The following is a 21,031-nucleotide window of genomic DNA, read 5'->3' as shown; positions in this document are numbered from 1 at the left end:
CATGACCACACCACACAACCGCACCACGTCCTCCGGCCGCAAGCAGTGGATCGCCATTGCCGCTGTCCTGCTCGCCGGCCTCGTCGCCGGCGCGCTCATCCTGCGCACCGCGCCGTCCAAGCCCGAGGCGGGCGGGCACTCGGAGTCCGCCGGCCATGCCGACGGTGAGCACCACGAGGAAGACAAGAGCCACGCCAAGGGCAAGGAAGACGACCACGGCCATTCGCACGACGAAGGCCATGGCGACAAGGAACACCACGCGGAAGAAGGCAAGGACGCGGGCAAGGACGCAGGCAAGGAAACGCCCGCATCGGCAGAGCCGCAGAAAGCCGCCGCCAACGCCCACAAGGAAGACGAAGAAAAGATCCCCTTCACCGACGAGCAGGTCAAGGCCGCCGGCATCGCCATCGACAGCGTCGGTCCGGCGCGCATCAAGACGTCGCTGCAGCTGCCCGGCGAGATCAAGTTCAACGAAGACCGCACGGCCCACGTGGTGCCGCGCGTGGCGGGCGTGGTCGACAGCGTGTCGGCCAACCTGGGCCAGGAAGTCAAGCGCGGCCAGGTGCTGGCCGTGATCTCCAGCCCCGCGCTCTCGGAGCAGCGCAGCGAGCTGCAGACCGCGCAGCGCCGGCTGGCGCTGGCACGCACCACGCACGACCGCGAGAAGAAACTGTGGGAAGAAAAGATCTCGCCGCAGCAAGACTTCCTGCAGGCCGAGCAGGCCATGCAAGAGGCGCAGATCGCCGTGGCCAACGCCAACCAGAAGCTGCTGGCGCTGGGCGCCACGCCCGGCTCGTCGGCGCTGGGCCGCTACGAGCTGCGCGCACCCTTCGACGGCATGGTCGTCGAGAAGCACATCTCGCTGGGCGAATCGGTGGGCGAGGCGGTCAACGTGTTCACCATTTCCGATCTGTCGACCGTGTGGGCCGAGATCAGCGTGCCCGCCAGCAGCCTGAACCTCGTGCGCGTCGGCGAGGCCGTGACCATCCGCGCCGGTTCCTTCGAGCAGGCCGCGCGTGGCACCGTGTCGTACGTGGGCTCGCTGCTGGGCGCGCAGACGCGCACCGCCACCGCGCGCGTCACGCTCACCAACCCGCAGCGCACCTGGCGCCCGGGCCTGTTCGTGAACGTGGAGCTGGTGGCGTCGGAGGCCGATGCGCCCGTCACCGTGTCGGCCGAAGCGGTGCAGACCGTGGACGACCAGCCCACCGTGTTCCTGCGCGTGCCCGGCGGCTTTGTGCCGCAGCACGTGAAGACCGGCCGCAGCGACGGCCAGCGCATCGAGATCGTGGGCGGCCTGAAGCCCGGCGCGGCCTATGCGGCCAGCGGCAGCTTCGTCGTGAAGTCGCAGCAGGGCAAGAGCTCGGCCACGCACACCCACTGAGGACGACCGCATGTTCGAACGCATCATCCGCTTCTCCATCGAGCAGCGCTGGCTGATCCTGCTGGCCGTGCTCGGCATGGCGGCGCTCGGCGTCTTCAGCTACCAGAAGCTGCCCATCGACGCCGTGCCCGACATCACCAACGTGCAGGTGCAGATCAACACCTCTGCGCCCGGCTACTCGCCGCTCGAAGCCGAGCAGCGCGTGACCTACCCCATCGAGACCGTCATGGCCGGCCTGCCGGGCTTGCAGCAGACCCGCTCGCTGTCGCGCTACGGCCTGTCGCAGGTCACGGTGATCTTCAAGGACGGCACCGACATCTACTTTGCGCGCCAGCTCGTGAACGAACGCATCCAGTCGGCGCGCGAGAGCATGCCGCCCGGCGTGTCGCCGGTGATCGGGCCCATCTCGACCGGCCTGGGCGAGATCTACCTGTGGACCGTCGAGACCGAAGAGGGCGCGAAGAAAGCCGACGGCAAGCCCTACACGCCGACCGACCTGCGCGAAATTCAAGACTGGATCATCAAGCCGCAGCTGCGCAATGTGCCGGGCGTGACCGAGATCAACTCCATCGGCGGCTACGCCAAGGAGTTCCAGATCGCACCCGACCCCGCGAAGCTGCTGGCGCACGGCCTCACGATGACCGACCTGGTCACCGCGCTGGAGCGCAACAACGCCAACGTGGGCGCGGGCTACATCGAGAAGCGCGGCGAGCAGTACCTCATTCGCGCACCGGGGCAGGTGAAGTCGGTGGAAGACATCGGCAACGTGATCCTGGGCAACGCCGGCGGCATTCCGCTGCGCGTGTCCGACGTGGCCGAGGTCGGCATCGGCCAGGAGCTGCGCACCGGCGCCGCCACCGACAACGGCCGCGAGGTGGTGCTGGGCACCGTCTTCATGCTCATTGGCGAGAACAGCCGCACCGTCTCGCAGGCGGTCGACAAGAAGATGCAGGAGATCAACCGCACGCTGCCCGCGGGTGTGAAGGCCGTGACGGTGTACGACCGCACGGTGCTGGTCGACAAGGCCATCGCCACCGTGAAGAAGAACCTCTTCGAGGGCGCGGTGCTGGTGGTGGCGATCCTGTTCCTGTTTTTGGGCAACATCCGCGCGGCCATCATCACCGCGACGGTGATCCCGCTGTCGATGCTCTTCACCTTCACCGGCATGGTGAACCAGAAGGTCAGCGCCAACCTCATGAGCCTGGGCGCGCTCGACTTCGGCATCATCATCGATGGCGCCGTGGTGATCGTGGAGAACTGCGTGCGGCGCCTGGCGCATGCGCAGGAGAAACACGGCAGGGCGCTCACGCGCAGCGAGCGTTTCCATGAAGTGTTCGCGGCCTCGCAGGAGGCGCGCCGGCCGCTGCTGTTCGGCCAGCTGATCATCATGATCGTGTACCTGCCGATCTTTGCGCTCACCGGCGTCGAGGGCAAGCTGTTCCACCCGATGGCCTTCACCGTGGTGATTGCACTGCTGGGCGCGATGATCCTGTCGATCACCTTCATCCCGGCCGCCGTGGCGCTGTTCATCGGCAACAAGGTCGGCGAGAAGGAAAACCGCCTCATGCTGTGGGCCAAGCGCGGCTACGCGCCGCTGCTGTCGCGCGCGATGAACGCCAAGCCGCTGGTCATCACCACGGCCGTGGTGGCCGTGGTGCTCTCGGGCCTGCTGGCCACGCGCCTGGGCACCGAGTTCGTGCCCAGCCTGAGCGAGGGCGACTTCGCCATCCAGGCGCTGCGCATTCCGGGCACCAGCCTCACGCAGTCGGTCGAGATGCAAAAGCAGCTCGAACGCACGCTGAAAGACAAGTTCCCCGAGATCGAGCGCGTGTTCGCGCGCACCGGCACGGCCGAGATCGCGTCCGACCCGATGCCGCCGAACATCTCCGACGGCTACATCATGCTCAAGCCCGAGAGCGAGTGGCCCAAGCCCAAGCGCACGCGGCCCGAGCTGCTGGCCGCTGTGCAGGAAGAGGTCGAGAAGCTGCCGGGCAACAACTACGAGTTCTCGCAACCGATCCAGCTGCGCTTCAACGAGCTGATCTCGGGCGTGCGCAGCGACGTGGCCGTGAAGATCTTCGGCGACGACATGGACGTGCTCAACCAGACCGCCGCGCAGGTGTCGAACGCGCTGGGCAAGGTGCCCGGCGCCGCCGAGGTGAAGGTGGAGCAGACCACCGGCCTGCCCATGCTCACCGTGAACATCGACCGCCAGAAGACCGCGCGCTACGGCCTGAACGTGGGCGACGTGCAGGACGCCATCTCGACCGCCGTGGGCGGTCGCGAGGCCGGCACGCTGTTCGACGGCGACCGCCGCTTCGACATCCTCGTGCGCCTGCCCGAGACCTTGCGCACCGACCTGGACGCCATCCGCCGCCTGCCGATCGCGCTGCCGAAGGGCGTGGGAGGCGCGGGCGGCGAAGGCCTGCGCACCAGCTTCATCCCGCTGGGCGAGGTGGCCACGCTCGACCTCGCGCCCGGCCCCAACCAGGTCAGCCGCGAAGACGGCAAGCGCCGCATCGTGGTGAGCGCCAACGTGCGCGGGCGCGACCTCGGCTCCTTCGTGGCCGAGGCCGAGGAAGCCATGCGCGCCGTGCGCATTCCGCCGGGCTACTGGACCGTGTGGGGCGGCCAGTACGAGAACCTGGCCTCGGCCACGCAGCGCCTGCAGGTGGTGGTGCCCGTGTCGCTGCTGCTGGTGTTCACGCTGCTGTTCGCGATGTTCGGCAACCTGAAGGACGGGCTGCTGGTGTTCACCGGCATTCCGTTCGCGCTCACGGGCGGCATCGTCGCGCTGTGGATGCGGGGCATTCCGCTGTCGATCTCGGCGGCCGTGGGCTTCATTGCGCTGTCGGGCGTGGCCGTGCTCAACGGGCTGGTGATGATCTCGTTCATCCGCAACCTGCGCGAGGGCGGCCTGCCGCTGGACGCGGCGATTCGCGAAGGCGCGCTCACGCGGCTGCGCCCCGTGCTCATGACCGCGCTGGTCGCCTCGCTGGGCTTCGTGCCCATGGCCATCGCCACCGGCACGGGCGCCGAAGTGCAGCGCCCGCTGGCCACCGTGGTCATCGGCGGTATCCTGTCGTCGACCGCGCTGACGCTGCTGGTGTTGCCGCTGCTGTACCGCATCGCGCACCGGCGCGATGAAGACGAGGTGCAGGAGGCCAACGCAGAACAGCAGCACGGCGCGCCCCTTGATCCCGCACTGCGAGGTTCCCATGGCCCATGAGCATTCACACGCTGTAGGTGGCAATGAAAAGGCGCTGCGCTGGGCGCTGGCGCTGACCTCGACCTACCTCGTCGCCGAGGTCATCGGCGGGCTGGTGTCGGGCAGCCTGGCGCTGCTGTCTGACGCGGCCCACATGGCCACCGACACCGTGGCGCTGGCCATCTCGCTGGCCGCCATCTGGCTGGGCAAGCGGCCGGCGGACAAGCGCCGCACCTTCGGCTACTACCGCTTCGAGATCCTGGCGGCCGTGGTCAATGCGGTGCTGCTGTTCTTCGTGGCGATCTACGTGCTCTACGAGGCGTACCGACGCATCTCGCAGCCGGCCGAGATCCAGTCGACCATGATGCTGCTCGTGGCCATCGGCGGCCTGGTGGTCAACCTCATCGGCATGCGCCTGCTGGCCAGCGGCAAGGACGAGAGCCTCAACGTGAAGGGCGCGTACCTCGAGGTGTGGGCCGACATGCTCGGCTCGGTCGGCGTGATCGCGGGCGCGCTCGTCATCCGTTTCACCGGCTGGGCCTGGGTCGACTCGGTGATCGCCGTCGCCATCGGCCTGTGGGTGTTGCCGCGCACCTGGCGCCTCTTGCGCGAGAGCCTCAACGTGCTGCTCGAAGGCGTGCCCGACGAGATCGACCTGCCCGAGGTCGAGCGCGCGCTGCAGGCGCAGCCGGGCGTGGCCGGCCTGCACGACCTGCATGTGTGGGCGCTGTCCAGCGGCAAGGTGAGCCTGAGCGTGCACGTGGTGTGCACGCCCGATGTGGTCGACCTGGCACCGCTGATGCTGCGGCTGCGCGGCCTGCTGGCCGAGAAGTTCGACATTCACCACTCGACCGTGCAGGTGGAGCGGGTGCCGTGCGAGCAGGCGGGAGAGACCCATGGGTTCGGGCCTGCGGTGACGGCGGGCTGACGCCAGAGCGGGCACAACAAAAAACGCAACAGTCGCACGGGGCGGCTGTCGCGTTCAGGGCGGCGCCGGTGGGGCGCCGCGTGGCCTGTTTGCAGGCTTAGAGGATGGTCACGTGGACCTTGTCCTCGACCAGCAGCTCGGCGGTGCCGGCGAGGTTGGTGTAGACGCTGTAGGTCACGCCGCCGACGGTGGCTGCATTGCCGATGGTCCAGCCATCGTCGCCGCCGAGCAGGCTCACATCGCCGTTCGCGCCGTTGACCAGCATCTGCACCTTGCCGTCGGCCATCACCATGTCGCGTGTGCCACCGGCCAGTACGTCTTGCGCGCTCAGCGCCAGCGTGTTGCCGCCCATGCCCAGGTCGAACTTCTCGAAGCCCTGCACTTTCGCCCCGAGGGCCGACAGGTCGATGTGCATGGCTTTGCCATCCATGACAAGGGTGTCGATGCCCACGCCGCCGTCGAGGCGCGCGAAGTCGCCGCTGTTGATGCGGACCGTGTCGTCGCCTGCGCCGCCATGCACCGTGTCGCCCGTTCCGACGTTGGTGAACGTGTCATTGCCGGCGCCGCCTTCGAGGCGGTCGGCGAAGCCGAGCTTGGCGATGATCTTGTCGTCGCTGTCGGTGTAGGCCTGGGTCGCGTGGTCGAGCACGTAGGCCTCGACTTCCGGTTCGATGTGGAACGTGCCTGCGCCTGCGTTCTGCAGTGTGACGGTCACCACGCGCTGGCTGAACGCGTCCAGCGTCACGCTCGTGCTCAGCGAGATCACCTTGAAGGAGCCGATGTCCACCAGCTCCGCCGAGGTGTAGGCGAAGGTCTTGGTGTGGCGGGCATCCGTGCCACCGATGAAGTTCTCGGTGTGGATGAGGTTGCCCTTGACGTCGAACACCTGGATCTGAGCGCCCATGGCGTTGTCGATGCCGGTGAGGCGCAGCGTGAAGTAGTTGGCCGGCTTGTTCAGGGTGAACAGCGCGTTGGCCTGCGTGGTGTCGCTGAGTGTCAGGCCCGCCAGCGTGGTCGTCGTCGCGGCCTTGTAGCTGAGGCTGCCCGTGGTCGTGACCTTGAAGCCGGTGCCGGCGTACACATCGCCCACCGGTGCCTTCTGCAGGGTGTCGCTTGCCATCGTCAGCGCGGCCGTGCCCACGACCTCGTAGGGCTTGGACACCGCGCCGAGCGCGCCGTCCTTGCCGATGACCTGCACGGTGACCGAGAAGTCTTTCGCGGCGCCTTGGTACGAGTAGGTCACGGTCGCCGGCACCTTGAGGGTGGCGGTGCCGCTGGCGATGTCGACCTGCGTCAGCACCTGGTCGTAGGTGCTCATGCCCCACTGCACATGCACCGTGTCGCCGGCCTTGGCACCCGTGCCGGCGAGCGACACGTTCACCAGCGAGCCGTCCTGCGCCTTGGTGGTGGTGTAGATGCCCTCGGCCTCCGCAATGCGCACGATGGACGGCGCCTCGGGGGCGGCCACCAGCGTGACTTCGCGCTCGGCCACCTCGCTGCTGTGCCCCTGGCCGTCGCTCACGCGGGCCTGCACGCGCCAGTCGCCGCCGTGCGCCTGGGTGTCCACGAAGGCCCACTGCTTGCCGTTGACCGTGGCGTCGTGCCAGGTCTGGCCGCCGTCGACCGACACCTGCACCTTCAGGCCGTAGGGCAGGGTGCCGCTGAGGCTGCCGGTGACCACGCGGCCCGCGCTGCCGTCGGCCGTGACGAAGTCGGTGGGCGCCCCGCTGTCCTTGCCCAGCGCGTCGATGGTGAGCGTCGTGCCCACGCCCAGCGTGACGGTCACGCCCTGCTGCACCAGCAGGTCGGCGCCGAAGCCCGAGTGCGCGTACACCGTGTAGACCACGCCGTCGAGCGTGACGGTGCCGGCCTGGACCCAGTCGCCCGGGAAGGTGCCGTCGGGCAGCAGGCCGCTCAGCGAGACCGTGTCGCCGGCATTGCCCTTGACCAGCATCTGCACGCGGCCGTTGGCCACGAACTGGTCGACCGCGCCGTTCTCCATCACGTTCGCCAGCGACAGGTTGAGCGTGTTGTTGCCCGTGCCGGTGAGGTCGACGACCTCGATCGAGCTGACCTTGGCGCCGAGCGCGACCAGGTCCAGCACCTGGTTGGCGCCGGTGAGCTTCAGGGTGTCGAGCCCGCCGTTGCCGGCAATCCCCGAGTCGCTGAAGTCGGCCACGGCGCCCACCTGGAAGACGTTGTTGCCCGCATCGCCGTTCAGCACGGCCGCGCTGTCGGCCGTGAGCGTGAACACGCCGGTCGTGGCGACCTTGCTGCTGCTGGAGATGCGGATGTCGTCGATCCACAGCTGGTCGTTGCCCCGCTGCCCCGCGTTGTAGTAAGTGGCGATTTCGAACCTGGAGAACGACTTGCCGGTCGACGAGACATCGATGTTGATGGTGCCGTTCAGGGGCGCCATGCTGGCGCTGTGCAGCAGGCTGCCGTCCTTGGCGTACAGCCGGATGGTGGCGTAGTTGTTGTTGTCGCCGATGTAGAAGCTGAGCTTGTTGCCCACGAGGCTGTCGTCCAGCGACACGCGGATGCTGCCTGCGACCCAGAGTGCGTTCGAGTACGGCTTCTGGTGCATGTACGGGGTGTAGTTGCTGGCGTACAGGCCTTGCGGGTAGGTCATGCCGTTGACCGAGCCGCCGCTGGAGGACAGGCTGTAGAAAGTCAGGCTGCCGAGCTTGTACGACGCGCCCGTGGGCAAGGCCCTCGCGCCGGTGATGGAATTGAAGTTTTCCAGGTACACCGACTCCCGCAGCGACTCGGCCGACACGTTGCCGGCCTTGTCCACGAGGCTGGCGGTGGTCTGGGCGCCGAGGGCGAAGGGCGCGTTGATGACGACGCGCCCGGCCGCCACGTCCGCGGCCGTCAGCACGTGGTCGTAGCGCTTGTCGCCGTTGGCCAGGCTGACGCGCCCGCCGATTTCGGCGTTCGCCTTGTCGAAGGCCACCGTGGCCTGCGCGCCGTTGATCGTCATCGCGGTCGGTGCCGCGGGCGCGGTGGTGTCCAGGGCCACGGTGTGCGCGCTGGTGGCGCCGGTGTTGCCCGCCGCGTCGATCACGCGCGTGTGCACCGTCCAGTTGCCGGTGTGGCCGTGGTCGTCCTGTGCGCTCCACTTGTCGCCGGTGACGATGGCCGGCTTCCAGGTGGTGCCGCCGTCGGTCGACACCTGCAGGGTCTCGCCCGCGCCCAGGGGCGCTGTCAGGCTGCCGCGCATCAGGCGGCCCGCGCTGCCGTCGTTGGTGAGGAAGTCGCTGTCGCTCGTGCCGCTGTCCTTGCCGAGGGCGGTGAGCGTGGCGGTCTGCGTCGGCGCCGTCGTGTCCACGGTGAAGCCGAACAGCTCGGACGGTGCGCTGGTGTTGCCCGCCCGGTCGATGGCGGCCACCGTGATGCGGTGCGGGCCTTCGCTCAGCGCGGTGGCCGGCGTGAAGGTCCAGTGGCCCGAGGCGTCGGCCTGCACGCGGCCGATCTCCACGCCGTCGTCGTACACGACCACGGTGCTGTTGGCTTCGGCCGTGCCGGTGAAGCCGGGGCGCGTGTCGTCGGTGGTCGCGCCGTTGCCGCCTTGGCTCCAGCCGTCGTCACCCGCGTTGCCGCCGAGCAGGTTCACATCGCCGTTGGCGCCGTTGACGAGCATCTGCACCTTGCCGTCGGCCATGAGCATGTCGCGCATGCCACCGGCAAGCACGTCGCTGGCATGCAGCGCCAGCGTGTTGCCGCCGGCACCCAGGTCGAACTTCTCGATGCCCTGGATCTTCAGGCCGAAGGCCGTCAGGTCGATGTGCATGGCCTTGCCGTCCATGACGAGGGTGTCAATGCCCAGGCCACCTTCAACGCGCGCGAAGTCGCCGTTGTTGATACGGATCGTGTCGTCGCCCGAGCCGCCATGGACCGTATCGCCCGTGCCGACGTTCATGAAGATGTCGTTGCCGGCACCGCCGCTCAGGCGATCCGCGAAACCGAGCTTGGCGATGATCGTGTCGTCGCCTTGGGTGTAGCCCTGGGTCGAGTGGCTCAGCACGCCGTCATCGGGGAGGGCGCCCACCACGACATCCGACGGTGCTTCGAACGTGCCGACCGCACCGACCAGCGTCGAGTTGGTGACCTTGACGGTCACGCCTTGCTGCACCAGCAGTTCGGCGCCGAGCGACGAATGCTGGTAGCTGTCATACGCCACGCCTTGTACCGTGACGCTGGTCTTCTTGATCCAGTCGCCTTGGTCGATGCCGCCGGCCAGCAGGTCGCTCAGGTTCACGGTGTCGCCGGCGTTGCCCTTGACCATCATCTGCACGCGGCTCTTGTCGCCTGTGTAGAACAGGTCGACGCCGCCGTTGTTCAGCACCTCGGCCAGCGACAGCGTCAGCGTGTTGTAGCTGGTGCCAGTGATGTCGATGATTTCCATCGAGCTCAACTTGGTGCCTACCTTGGTCAGGTCGAGCACGTGCCCGGGGCCAGCGGGGTGTCGACCTGGAAGCTCCATTGGCCGTTTTCGCCGACGGTGGCCTGGCCGAGTTCGCGCGTGCCGGATGCGTCCCTGACCATCACGGTGACGGTGTGGCCGGGCACGCCGGTGCTGGTGCCGCTGAGCAGCGGACGCGTGTCGTCGGTGGTGGCGCCAGGGGCCACGTTGCCGGTGACGCCGCCCACGGCGTCCATGACGCCGGTGATGGCCAGCTGGCTGGCGTCGGGCGGGGTCACGTCGATCTCGAAGTTGAACGCGGCGGAGGGCTCGCTCTCTTCGCCGGCCGGGTTGCGCGCGACCACGGTGATGGCGTGCAGGCCTTCGCTCAGGTCGCTCGAGGGCGTGAAGCTCCAGGTGCCGTCTTCGGCGACTTCGGTGGTGCCGATCTCGTTGTCGTTGTCGAGGATGACGATGGTGTCGCCCGGCGTGCCCCGGCCGCTGAATTCGGGCTGGCGGTCGTCGGTCACGCCGCCGGGGGCGATGCTGCCCAGGATGTCGCCGGCGTCGTCGGCGGCGCCGCCCACCGAAGGGGGAGGGGGCGCGAAGGGGGATGCGAGGCCGATGTTCTGGAAGGGGGCGACGCTGTTTGTCTGCTCGAGTGCCATGAAATTCCTGTGCTTGACATGAAGAAACGAGACCGCCTCGGCGCGCGAAAGAACGCAGCGTGAGCGACCGGTCTCCTGGGGTAGGGCACTCTAGAAAGAAGCCCTGTGCGAGGCCATCGGACGAATCTGAAAGCCGGGCGCAAAGGAATAGGCCGGTCCCGAAAGCGCGCACTAAGTCGTGCGGGACGGCACAAGACGATGTCGTGTCGCCAGGCAGAAACGAAAAACGCGACAGTCGCGCGGGGCGGCTGTCGCGTGGAGCGTCTCGCATCCGGCGCGGGTGGCGCCGGTGGGACGGGCTACAGGATGGTCACATGGACCTTGTCTTCGACCAGCAGCGCAGTGCCGGCGAGGTCGGAGTAGACGTGGTCGGTGACGCCGCTCACCGCGGCGTCGCTGCCGTGGGCCCCGCCGCCGTCGCCGGGCAGCTCGACCTCGCCGTTGGCGCCGGTGGCCTGCATCTGCACGGTGCTGTCGGAGGGCGCCGTCTTCAAGTCGAGGGCCGACAGGTCGATGTGCATGGCCTTGCCGTCCATCACGAGGGTGCCGACGCCCAGTGGGCCATGAACGCGCGCGAAGTCGCCGTCGCCATGGATGCGGACGGTGTCGTCACCCGCGCCGTCCTCCGACCGGTCTGCATAACCGAATCGGGCGATGTGCGCTTCATTGCTTTCGGTGAACGGTGAGGCTGCGTCCACCGGGTGTGCATCGGCCCCGGGTCCGGCCTCGCTGAACGTGCCGGCGGTGTTCTGCACGTTGACGGTCACGCCCTGCTGCACCAGCAGCGCGGCGTCGAAGCCCGAGTGCGCGTAGGCCTCGTAGACCACGCCGTCGAGGGTCACGTCGGCGCCCCTCACCCAGTCGCCGGGGTCGGTGCCGTTGGGCAGCGCGTCCGACAGCGTCACCGTGTCGCCGGCGTCGCCCCTCACCATCATCTGCACGCGGCCGTCGGTCACGAACTGGTCGAGCGCGCCGTTTTCCATCACGTCGGCCAGCGAGAGCTTCAAGGTGTTGTCGCCCGTGCCGGTGATGTCGATGATTTCGACGCCGCTGAGCTTGCCCGTGGCCGTGGTCAGGTCGAGTGTCTGGTCGGCACCGGTCAGGGTGAGGGTGTCCAGTCCCTCGTTGCCGATGACCTTCGCATGGCTGCCCTCGAAGTACGACACGTCGGGGAGCAGGAACACGTCGTCTCCCGCCCCGCCGTAGTGGACGTCGGAGCCTGCCTGGATTTCCTGCAGGGTGGGGACGTCCACCAGTTCAGGGTGCTGGTAGAGCACGGCGAGGGACAGGTTGTCGACTTCGATCCAGTCGGTCTCGATGCCGTCGACGAGCCCGGTGCGGATGTCGAAGGAGGCAAAGGAAAGCCCGTCGGGCATGATGAATTTCGCGTGTCCATCGGCCGGAAGGCTGTGGTCTTGTCCGAAGGTGCCTTCGAAGATGACCTTGCCCGATGCGTCGTAGAAGGTGATCGACTGCGTGGTTTGGGAATGCCGCCAGTCGAATTCGATGGCGTTGCAGGTGTTGCCCTTCAGCGAGGCACTTGTGGTGCCGCTGATGTGCCATGCCTGCCCCTGGTCGGGCGAGGCGCTGTCGAAGATGCCGTTGTTCGAAGCAGCGTCGGCTGCCGAATCCTTTCTTGTCAGCAGCAGTGCACCGGCATCGGCTGTTTGTCCTGGTGCAAGTTCGACGGTCTCACCGGCATCGAAGTCTTCCCGGTCGGCGTTCGACCGGATCACCATGTAGAGCGAATGATGGCCCGTTGCGCTGACCACCGCCGCGGCCAGGTTCAGCGAAACGTCGCCCACCGCAATGGTGGCCTGGCCTGCCGCCATGTCTGCCGCCGTCAACAGGTAGTCCACGTTCTGCTTGCCGTTGAGCAGGTGAATCCGGTCGCCCGGCGACACCGCGGTCTTGTCGAAGCTCACGGTGACTTGCCCGTTGCCGAGCACGACCGCAGTCGGCGCCTGGGGCGTGGCGGTGTCCAGGGTCACCGCCTGCGAGCTCACCGGTCCCACGTTGCCGGCCAGGTCCACCACGCGCGTCTGCACGGTCCAGTCGCCCGCATGGCTGTGGTCGTCCTGGGCGCTCCATTGCGTGCCGCTCACGAAGGCGGTCTTCCAGGTCTGGCCGCCGTCGGTGGACACCTGCAAGGTCTCGCCGGCCGCCAGCGATGCGCTCAGGCGGCCCGTCATCAGGCGCCCCGCGCTGCCGTCGTTGGTGGCGTGGTCGTCGGCGTTCATGCCGCTGTCCTTGCCGATGCCGGAGACCGTGCTGGTCTGCGTGGGCGCCACGGTGTCGACCTCGAACTGCCAGCCGTTGCTCGCGTCGCCGGTCTGGCCGATCGGGCCGGTGGCTGTGGCGGTGAGGTGGTGCGGGCCGTCGCTCAGGTCGTCCGCGGGCGTGAACGCCCAGGTGCCGTCGGCGCCGGCCTTGGTGGTGCCCAGGAAGTTGGCGCCGTCGTAGAGCGCCACGGTATGGCCGGGCTGCGCGGTGCCGTGCAGGGTCGGCCGGGCGTCGTTGGTGACCTCGCCAGGGGCCAGCATGTGGGGCATGCCCACGTCGTCGTAGACGTGCTCGATCACCGGGGGCGCCGGCTTGCTGGTGTCGATGATCACCTGGTAGCGCCCCGTCGGCGCTGTCTCGTTGCCCGCTGCGTCCTTCTCCACGAGCGTGAAGGTGTTCAGGCCCGCGGCCAGCGGCGATATGACTTGCAGCGACCACTGGCCGTTGTCGCCGACCACTGCTTCGCCCAGCGCATGGGTGCCGGTGCTGTCCCGGACCATCACCGTGACGGTGTGGCCGGGCTGGCCGGTGCTCGTGCCGGTGAGCAGCGGGCGTGCGTCATCGGTGGTCTTGCCGGTGGCCACGTTGCCGGTGATGCCGCCCACGGTATCGAGGACACCGGTGATGGACAGCTTGCTCGCGTCGGGCGGCGTGACGTCGATCTCGAAATGGAAGGGGCCTGAAGGTTCGCTCTCGTCGCCGGCGGGGTCGCGCGCCACGATGGTGATGACGTGGTGGCCTTCACTCAGGTCGGTGGACGGTGTGAAGGTCCATTGGCCGTCTTCATCCACGACGGTCTCGCCGATCTCGACGCCGTGGTCCCTGATGAGGATGGCGTCGCCCGGCGTGCCGCGGCCCTGGAACTCGGGTTGGCGGTCGTCCGTGACGCCGCCGGAGGCGAGGGTGCCCATGAGGTCGCCTGCGTCGTCGATGACGCTGTCCATGGTGGGCGGCGGTGGCGCGAAGGGCCGTGCGCCTGCTGTCTGATCGATGCTCGGGCTGTTGTCGATGAAGACGTTTGCCTTGTTGGATGCCATGCAGTTCCTATGCTCTGAAAAGGGAAAGAAAGATCGGATCGGGTGGCGAATTCACGCTGCTCGATCCGGCGGCCCGGGCGTCAGGAACTCTAGGAAGAACAGGGGAGCGGAACCATCGGACGGGTCCGATAAAAAGCCGGGGCGCGCGATGCGCACGCGAGCGCGCCCCTCGCGCATTGGCGAAGCAGGAGGTCTTCGGTGGTGAATGCCGCCGCGCGAGAACCGGCGGCGAAGGGACTCAGCGCGCGGCGCGGATCGCCGACTTCGGCCGGAAGGCCTTGCAGACCGTGTCGTCGGTCTCGAGGTACGGCCCGCCGATCAGGTCGATGCAGTAGGGCACGGCGGCGAAGATGCCGGGCACGCGCTGTGTGCCGTCGGCGTCCTTCAGCCCTTCGAGCGTCTCGGCGATCGATTTGGGCTGGCCCGGCAGGTTGATGATGAGGCTCTGGTCGCGGATGACCGCCACCTGGCGCGAGAGGATGGCGGTCGGCACGAAGCGCAGGCTGATCTGGCGCATCTGTTCGCCGAAGCCGGGCATTTCCTTGTGGGCCACGGCCAGCGTGGCCTCGGGCGTGACGTCGCGCAGCGCGGGGCCGGTGCCGCCGGTGGTGAGCACGAGCGAGCAGCCGGCATCGACCAGCTCGATGAGCGTGGCGCTGATGCGCGCAGTCTCGTCGGGGATCAGGCGGGCTTCGAACTCAAGCGGGTTTTTCAGCGCGCGGCCCAGCCACTCCTTGAGCGCGGGCAGGCCCTTGTCCTCGTAGGTGCCGCTGGAGGCGCGGTCGCTGATGGAGACGATGCCGATGCGGACCGGATCGAAGCCGCTGGCGCTCATGCGTCTTCTTCCCGGTCTTGCGCCGCAGCCGCTTCGGCGTGATCGTCGCCGCCATGCACCGCCAGCTGCGCGCGCACGAGCTGGAAGATCTCGCGGTAGGCCTTGCCCTGGCGCGGTGCTTCGCCGGCGGGGCCGGACTTCAGGTCCTTGCGGGCCTGGCGCACGAGGGCGCGCAGCTGCTGGGAGTCGGTGGCGGGGTGGGTTTCGATCCAGCCGCCGAGGGCGTCGTCGTCGGCGATCAGGCGTTCGCGCCAGCGTTCGGCCTCATGCAGCGCGGCGGCTTCGGCGGCCGGCACGGTGTTCTGCTCGGTCAGCGCCTGCTTCACGGCCTCGAGCACCTCGGGGTCGAGGGCGCGCATGAGCTTGCCGATGAACTGCATCTGGCGGCGCTTGCCCTCGAAATTGGTGATGCGTTTCGCCTCGGCGATGGCATCGACCAGTTTCTCGCTCAGCGGGAGGGCGTCGAACAGGCCGGCACGCAGGGTGAGCAATTCTTCGCCCAGTTTCTGCAGTTCGGCGCTCTCGCGCTTGAGTTCGGTGCGGCTGGCTTCGTCGGTGCCGCCCTTGAGCTCGCGCTTGAGCTCCAGGTCGAGTTCGCTGCCTTCGGCAACGAAGTGGCCACGGACGAAATAGCCTTTTTTGGGTTTGCGGGACATGGGGTGGATTCTGGGCTGCGCCGTGCGGCGCTGCAACGCGCACAGGGGGCGCGGAAGGGAAAACGTGAAACAGGGGGCGCAAGTATCATAGCCACCACATGACGACATCCTCCTCGCGCGCCGATTCCGGCTTCGCCTACAGCCGCTCCTTCTTCGAAAACCTGGTCGATTCGGCCCTGGCGCACGCCAAAAAGCTCGGGGCCACCGACGCCGGCGCCGAGGCCTCCGAGGGCTGCGGCCTGAGCGTCTCGGTGCGCAAGGGCGAACTCGAGAACGTCGAGCGCAACCGCGACAAGTCGCTGGGCATCACGGTCTACGTGGGCCACCGCCGCGGCAACGCCAGCACCTCCGACTTCTCCGAGGCGGCCATCCAGCAGACCGCCGCAGCCGCCTACGACATCGCCCGCTTCACGGCCGAAGACCCGGTGAGCGGCCTGCCCGACGAGGCCGACATTTCCAAGGACCACCCCGAGCTCGACCTGTTCCACCCCTGGGACGTGACCAGCGAGCAGGCCGCGGCCATGGCGCTGGAGTGCGAGGCGGCGGCGCTGTCGACCGACAAGCGCATCACCAACAGCGAAGGCGCCGGCGTCTCGGCGCAGCAGAGCCACTTCTTCAGCGCCCACACGCACGGCTTTCGCGGCGGCTATGCCAGCTCGCGGCACTCGATGTCGGTGGCGCCCATCGCCGGCAAGGGCGACGGCATGCAGCGCGACGCCTGGTACAGCTCGATGCGCTCGGCCGACGAACTCGCCAGCCCGCAGGCCGTGGGCCGCTACGCCGCCGAGCGCGCGCTGAGCCGCCTGAAGTCGCGCAAGATCAAGACCACCGAATGCCCGGTGCTGTTCGAGTCGCCGCTGGCCGTGGGCCTGCTGGGCGGGCTGGTGCAGGCCGTGAGCGGCGGGGCGCTGTACCGCAAGAGCACCTTCCTGCTCGATTCGCTGGGCAAGCCCGTGCTGCCCAAGCACGTCGACATCGCCGAAGACCCGCACGTGATGCGCGGCAAGGGCAGCTCGCCCTTCGACGACGAAGGCGTGATCACCCGCGCACGCAAGGTGGTCGATGCCGGCCGCCTCGAAGGCTACTTTCTCTCGACCTACTCGGCGCGCAAGCTGGGCATGAAGACCACCGGCAATGCCGGCGGCTCGCACAACCTGACGCTGAGCTCGCGCCTCACGAAGCACGGCGACGACCTCGACGCCATGCTGGCCAAGCTCGGCACGGGCCTGTTCGTCATCGAACTGATGGGACAGGGCGTGAACTACGTGACCGGCGACTATTCGCGCGGCGCGAGCGGTTTCTGGGTCGAAAAGGGCCGCATCGCCTTCCCCGTGCAGGAGATCACGATTGCGGGCAATTTGCGCGACATGCTGATGGGAATTGAGGCGATTGGCGCAGATGCTTACACTTTTGGCGCAAAAACCACGGGGTCGATCCTGGTCAATCGCATGAAGGTGGCAGGCGCCTGACAGGCCCTGTCGCTCGCAACGGCGCTGGCTCGACGACCCCTCCATTCAAGAACAGGGGACAGGACATGAGCAAACACAGCGCCGTACGCAAGCCGGCCCTCGAACACGAACTGCTGCGCGACCCGCGCCTGGGCTTCGAGCCGGCGGGCAGCAGTTCGGTGCGCTGCCTGCAGCACGGCGTGCCCTGGCCCTTCGACTGCTGGCACTACCACGACGAGTACGAGCTGCAGTGCATCAACCGCACCAGCGGCGACGCCTTCGTCGGCAACCACATCGGCCGCTTCGAGCCCGGCTATGTCGCCTTGGTGGGCGCGCGGCTGCCCCACACCTGGATCTCTCACGACGTGCCGCCCGAAGGCGTGGCCGACCGCAGCATGGTGATCCAGTTCCGCGACGAACCCCTGCGCAAGGGCGTGGACCTGTTTCCCGAACTGGAGACGGTGCTGCCGATGCTCGACCGCGCGAAGCTGGGCATCGAGTTCTTCGGCATCGGCGACCTCGTGCGCGAGCGCTTCGCGCGGGTGCAGAAGCAGGAGGGCATGGCGCGGCTGTCGGAGTTCATTGGCCTGCTGCACGAGCTCGCCAACTGGAGCGACTGGCGCCAGATCTCGAGCAATGCCGACCCGACCGACGAGGACCCGACGGCCAACACCCGCATGCGTCGCGTGCTTGACCACCTGCATGCGCACCTGTCCGAAGAGCTGTCGCTGCCCGCCGTGTCGGCCATCGCCAACATGGCCGAAAGCAGCTTCTCGCGCTACTTCCACAAGCACATGGGCAGCACCTTCACCGACTTCGTCACGCGGCTGCGCATCACCAAGGCCTGCGAGATGCTGCAGGTGTCCGACCGGCTGGTGAGCGACATCTGCTATGAGGTCGGTTTCTCGAATCTCGCGAACTTCAACCGCCGCTTCCTGCAGCTCAAGGGCATGACGCCCTCGGCCTACCGGCAGCAGGCGCAGGAGCGTTTCGGCCTGCGCAGCGTGCAGCACACGCCACTCGCTGCCTGATCTCTGGCTGATACGCGCTTGCCTCTTGGGCTAAACCCCGAGACGGCTTGGCAGCAAAGTATCAGATGCCCGGTGGGCGTGTAGGAGGCCCTTCGGATCGGCCGCCTAACCTTTGTTTCGTTGCTTCTGCCGGCATTTCGCCGGCAACTTGCACGAACAACAAAGGAGACACAAATGTCGATTCCGCATCCCCACCGTCTGGCCGGCCTCGCGCTCGCGCTGGCCACGCTGGCGCCCGCCGCGCTGGCACAGGTCTGCAAGGAGGACGTGCGCGTCCTGTCGCAGCCCCGTGAAGGCCTGACGCTGCTCGAGAAATCCAAGGACGAGTTCAAGCGCCTGAGCGGTGCCTCGTTCAGCGTGGACAACCTCAACGAGAACGACCGCCGCGCCAAGTCGCGCGCCGATGCGTCCACGGTCGGCAAGTACCACGTGTACTACGTCGACGAGGCCAACGTCGCCCAGTTCGTGCAGTCGAAGTGGATCGTGCCGCTCACGCCGTACTACCCGGCCAGCTACGACTACGCCGACTTCGACGCCGGCCGCCAGAAGGTCGCGACCTTCGCCGGCCAGGCCTGGTTTGCGCCCCTCACCGGCGGCGGCGACCTCATGGTCTACCGCAAGGACCTGCTGGAGAAGGCGGGCATCAAGCCGCCGGCCACGCTCGACGAGTTCGTGGCGGCCGTGAAGAAGCTCAACGACCCGGCCAACGGCGTCTACGGCGTGGCGCTGCGCGGCCAGCGCGGCTCGGGTGCCAACGTGTGGCGCTGGATGCCGTTCTTCCGCGGCTACGGCGGCCAGTGGTTCGACGGCGACAAGCCGGTCTTCAACTCGCCCGCTGCCGTGAAGGCGACCCAGACCTACCTCGATCTCTTCAAGTACTCCGCGCCCGGCACCAAGACGGGCGGATGGGACGAATCCACCGGAGCCTTCCTGGCCGGCAAGGTCGCGATCCTGGTCGAGTCGACGCCGCTGGCGGGCAACGCACTCGACCCCAAGATGTCGACCGTGGTCGGCAAGATCGCCTACGCCGTGCCGCCCGCGCCGCTCACCGGCGGCGGTTACGGCCACGGCCTGGCCATCGGCGCGCGCGCCAACAAGACCGAAGAGGCGAAGAAGTGCGCGGGCCTCTTCATCGCGTGGGCCACCTCCAAGGAGAACGAGCAGCGCCGGCTCGCGGAAGGCCAGTTCGGCGAACTGAACCGCACCAGCGTGCTGAGCAGCCCGGCGTTTGCCAAGCGCTACGGCGCCGACCTGGGCAAGGCGCTGGCCGACACGGGCAAGGTCACGGCGGTGAACTTCTGGCAAGACCCGGCCTGGCCTGACCTGGGCGACCGCTGGGGGATCATTCTGGAAGAGCTGATCACCGGCTCGCGCACCGACATCCAGGCCGGGCTCGACGAACTCGATGCCTACGCCAAGCAACTGATCGCGCGTCGCAAGAAGTGAGCATGCGTTCCCACAAAACACGGCTGCCGGCCGTGTTCATCGGGCCGGGGCTGCTCGTATTGGCGGTCCTGGCGCTGGTGCCGACGGTGTTCGCCATCGCCATCTCGCTGCAGGACCGTGAACTGGGCCAGGCCGACACGGCCTGGGTCTGGTTCAGCAACTACGTGCAGCTGTTCTCCGACCGGCGATTTCTGAACTCGGTGCGCGTGTCGCTGGTGTGGGAGGTGCTGACCGTCAGCGCCACCATGGCCCTGGCCGTGCTCATGGGCACGCTGATGCACCGCTGCGCCACGCCGCGCTGGCGCCAGGTGCTGTCGATGCTGTTCATCGTGCCGGTGCTGCTGCCGCGCGTGTCGGCCGCCTTCGTCTGGAAGTTCGCCTTCCATCCGCTGTTCGGCCTCATCACGTGGCCGTACAAGGCGATCACCGGCGAGCCGCTGGACCTGTTCGCCGACCCGGTGCTGGCGCTGCTCACGGTGGCCTTCGTCGACGTGTGGCAATGGGGACTGTTCTTCGGCGTCATCGTGCTGAAGCTGCTCGAAACCCTGCCACCGCAGCCCTTCGAGGCCGCGCGGCTGGACCACGCGAAGACCTGGGAGGTGTATGCCTACGTGGCGCTGCCGATGCTGAAGGCGCCGCTCATCAGCCTGGCCTTCGTGAAGATGGTGGAGTCGCTGCGCGCCTTCGACCTCATCTACGTGATGACGCGCGGCGGCCCCGGCATCTCGACCGAGACGCTCGACATGTATGCCTTCTCGCAGGGCTTCATCGAGTCGGGCCGCATCTCGTACGCGTCGAGCATGGCGGTGCTGATGATGGTCGCCTCCACGGTCGCGTTCACCTACATCTGGAAATGGACCAAACCGTCATGAAGAAGCTTGCCATCGGAACGCTGCTGGCGCGGCTGGCACTCGTCGCGGCCGGGCTCTCGGCCCTCGTGCCCGTGCTGTGGACCTTTCTCAACTCGTTCAAGAACCGGGTCGACATCGTCTCGGCCGTGCCCAAGTTCTTCTTCACGCCCACGCTCGACAACTACCTGTACGTGCTGAACCGTGAGGCCGTGGCCGCGGGGCTGGTCAACTCGATCGTGGTGGCGGGCGCGGCGGTGATCATCGGCGCGGTGCTGGGCCTGCCCGCGGCCTATGCATTGGCGCGCTATCCGCTGCGCTGGGGCAACGACATCCAGTTCTTCGTGCTGTCGATGCGCTTCCTGCCGCCGGTGGCGGTGGCCATTCCGCTCATGGTGATCTGGCTGCAGCTGGAGCTGTACGACTCGCGCGTGGCGCTCATCGCCACCTACACGCTGCTCACGCTCTCGACCGTGATCTGGCTCGCCATCCCGGCCTTCAAGGCGGTGCCGAAGGAAGTGGAGGAGGCCGGCCGTGTCGACGGCTACGGCCCCTACGCGATCTTCTTTCGCATCGCGCTGCCGATTGCCGCACGCTCGCTGGTGGGCGCCATCGCCTTCGGCTTCGTGCTGGTGTGGAACGAGTTCCTCATCGCGCTGATGCTCACCACCTCCGAGGCCAAGACGCTGCCCATCGTGGCGTCGGAACTCAGCCAGCTCGGGCGCGACGTGCCCTGGGGCATCCTGAATGCCTCGGTCATCCTGCTGTCGCTGCCGCCATTGCTCATGGTGGGCGTGCTCAGCGGTTTTCTCAATGCCGCGTTCAAGCGCAAGCGGGAGGCTGAATGAACCCCG

General features: G+C 67.7%; 13 protein-coding genes. 8 read left to right on the top strand and 5 right to left on the bottom strand.

Annotated features, from left to right (window positions below; all coding sequences use genetic code 11):
• Position 1: 1 nt before the first annotated feature.
• Genes AC3WQM_RS26200 through AC3WQM_RS26190 form a run of 3 tightly spaced genes read left to right on the top strand, consistent with a single transcriptional unit; the run spans position 2 to position 5,520 of the window.
• Complete coding sequence (locus tag AC3WQM_RS26200) at positions 2 to 1,384, top strand: efflux RND transporter periplasmic adaptor subunit (protein ID WP_492682837.1); 1,383 nt, start codon at positions 2 to 4, stop codon at positions 1,382 to 1,384.
• A gap of 10 nt (positions 1,385 to 1,394) precedes the next feature.
• A complete protein-coding gene (locus AC3WQM_RS26195) occupies positions 1,395 to 4,613 on the top strand; it encodes a CusA/CzcA family heavy metal efflux RND transporter (protein ID WP_492682835.1) in 3,219 nt (1,072 codons plus the stop codon).
• Entirely contained in the window at positions 4,603 to 5,520 is a 918-nt protein-coding gene (locus tag AC3WQM_RS26190; RefSeq protein ID WP_492682833.1) for a cation diffusion facilitator family transporter, read from the top strand. The genes AC3WQM_RS26195 and AC3WQM_RS26190 overlap by 11 nt, the downstream gene beginning before the upstream one ends.
• A 97-nt stretch (positions 5,521 to 5,617) precedes the next feature.
• Here AC3WQM_RS26190 and AC3WQM_RS26185 read toward each other — a convergent pair whose 3' ends face one another.
• From AC3WQM_RS26185 to yjgA, 5 genes are all read right to left on the bottom strand, one after another.
• Positions 5,618 to 9,967 (bottom strand): beta strand repeat-containing protein, encoded by a 4,350-nt coding sequence (locus AC3WQM_RS26185; RefSeq protein ID WP_492682831.1) that lies wholly within the window; start codon positions 9,965 to 9,967, stop codon positions 5,618 to 5,620.
• Positions 9,955 to 10,593: an Ig-like domain-containing protein gene (locus AC3WQM_RS26180; RefSeq protein WP_492682829.1), complete on the bottom strand. Its 639-nt coding sequence runs from the start codon at positions 10,591 to 10,593 to the stop codon at positions 9,955 to 9,957. Before AC3WQM_RS26180 ends, AC3WQM_RS26185 begins: the two co-directional genes overlap by 13 nt.
• 299 nt (positions 10,594 to 10,892) lie before the next feature.
• The gene (locus AC3WQM_RS26175; protein WP_492682827.1) at positions 10,893 to 13,913 is read right to left on the bottom strand and encodes an Ig-like domain-containing protein; all 3,021 of its coding nucleotides are present in this window, start codon (positions 13,911 to 13,913) and stop codon (positions 10,893 to 10,895) included.
• 238 nt (positions 13,914 to 14,151) lie between these two features.
• Entirely contained in the window at positions 14,152 to 14,748 is a 597-nt protein-coding gene (gene mog, locus AC3WQM_RS26170) for a molybdopterin adenylyltransferase (protein WP_492682825.1), read from the bottom strand.
• Positions 14,745 to 15,404: a ribosome biogenesis factor YjgA gene (gene yjgA, locus AC3WQM_RS26165; RefSeq protein WP_062476481.1), complete on the bottom strand. Its 660-nt coding sequence runs from the start codon at positions 15,402 to 15,404 to the stop codon at positions 14,745 to 14,747. The genes mog and yjgA overlap by 4 nt, the downstream gene beginning before the upstream one ends.
• A 98-nt stretch (positions 15,405 to 15,502) precedes the next feature.
• Here yjgA and pmbA point away from each other — a divergent pair, with 98 nt between their 5' ends.
• From pmbA to AC3WQM_RS26140, 5 genes are all read left to right on the top strand, one after another.
• Positions 15,503 to 16,873, top strand: a complete 1,371-nt coding sequence (gene pmbA / locus AC3WQM_RS26160; RefSeq protein ID WP_489058790.1) for a metalloprotease PmbA — start codon at positions 15,503 to 15,505, stop codon at positions 16,871 to 16,873.
• A gap of 65 nt (positions 16,874 to 16,938) precedes the next feature.
• Positions 16,939 to 17,883, top strand: coding sequence for a cupin domain-containing protein (locus AC3WQM_RS26155; RefSeq protein ID WP_489058789.1), 945 nt, complete (start codon positions 16,939 to 16,941; stop codon positions 17,881 to 17,883).
• Between the two features lie 174 nt (positions 17,884 to 18,057).
• Positions 18,058 to 19,329: an ABC transporter substrate-binding protein gene (locus AC3WQM_RS26150; RefSeq protein WP_492682823.1), complete on the top strand. Its 1,272-nt coding sequence runs from the start codon at positions 18,058 to 18,060 to the stop codon at positions 19,327 to 19,329.
• Between the two features lie 2 nt (positions 19,330 to 19,331).
• Positions 19,332 to 20,201: a carbohydrate ABC transporter permease gene (locus AC3WQM_RS26145; RefSeq protein ID WP_492682821.1), complete on the top strand. Its 870-nt coding sequence runs from the start codon at positions 19,332 to 19,334 to the stop codon at positions 20,199 to 20,201.
• Positions 20,202 to 20,212: 11 nt separating this feature from the next.
• Complete coding sequence (locus tag AC3WQM_RS26140) at positions 20,213 to 21,025, top strand: carbohydrate ABC transporter permease (protein WP_492682893.1); 813 nt, start codon at positions 20,213 to 20,215, stop codon at positions 21,023 to 21,025.
• Positions 21,026 to 21,031: the final 6 nt, after the last annotated feature.

The organism is Variovorax sp. FW301-JW7, from assembly GCF_058788795.1.
The sequence above is the reverse complement of the archived record's forward strand: the minus strand, read 5'-3'. Positions and strand labels throughout refer to the sequence as shown.

What these genes read in the sequence shown, in the direction of transcription:
- AC3WQM_RS26180 (WP_492682829.1), bottom strand. Translation starts at nt 10,593, where the DNA reads ATGGCACTCGAGCAGACAAACAGCGTCGCCCCCTTCCAGAACATCGGC.
- pmbA (WP_489058790.1), top strand. Translation starts at nt 15,503, where the DNA reads ATGACGACATCCTCCTCGCGCGCCGATTCCGGCTTCGCCTACAGCCGC.
- AC3WQM_RS26195 (WP_492682835.1), top strand. Translation starts at nt 1,395, where the DNA reads ATGTTCGAACGCATCATCCGCTTCTCCATCGAGCAGCGCTGGCTGATC.
- mog (WP_492682825.1), bottom strand. Translation starts at nt 14,748, where the DNA reads ATGAGCGCCAGCGGCTTCGATCCGGTCCGCATCGGCATCGTCTCCATC.
- AC3WQM_RS26175 (WP_492682827.1), bottom strand. Translation starts at nt 13,913, where the DNA reads ATGGCATCCAACAAGGCAAACGTCTTCATCGACAACAGCCCGAGCATC.
- AC3WQM_RS26150 (WP_492682823.1), top strand. Translation starts at nt 18,058, where the DNA reads ATGTCGATTCCGCATCCCCACCGTCTGGCCGGCCTCGCGCTCGCGCTG.
- AC3WQM_RS26145 (WP_492682821.1), top strand. Translation starts at nt 19,332, where the DNA reads ATGCGTTCCCACAAAACACGGCTGCCGGCCGTGTTCATCGGGCCGGGG.
- AC3WQM_RS26155 (WP_489058789.1), top strand. Translation starts at nt 16,939, where the DNA reads ATGAGCAAACACAGCGCCGTACGCAAGCCGGCCCTCGAACACGAACTG.
- yjgA (WP_062476481.1), bottom strand. Translation starts at nt 15,404, where the DNA reads ATGTCCCGCAAACCCAAAAAAGGCTATTTCGTCCGTGGCCACTTCGTT.
- AC3WQM_RS26200 (WP_492682837.1), top strand. Translation starts at nt 2, where the DNA reads ATGACCACACCACACAACCGCACCACGTCCTCCGGCCGCAAGCAGTGG.
- AC3WQM_RS26190 (WP_492682833.1), top strand. Translation starts at nt 4,603, where the DNA reads ATGGCCCATGAGCATTCACACGCTGTAGGTGGCAATGAAAAGGCGCTG.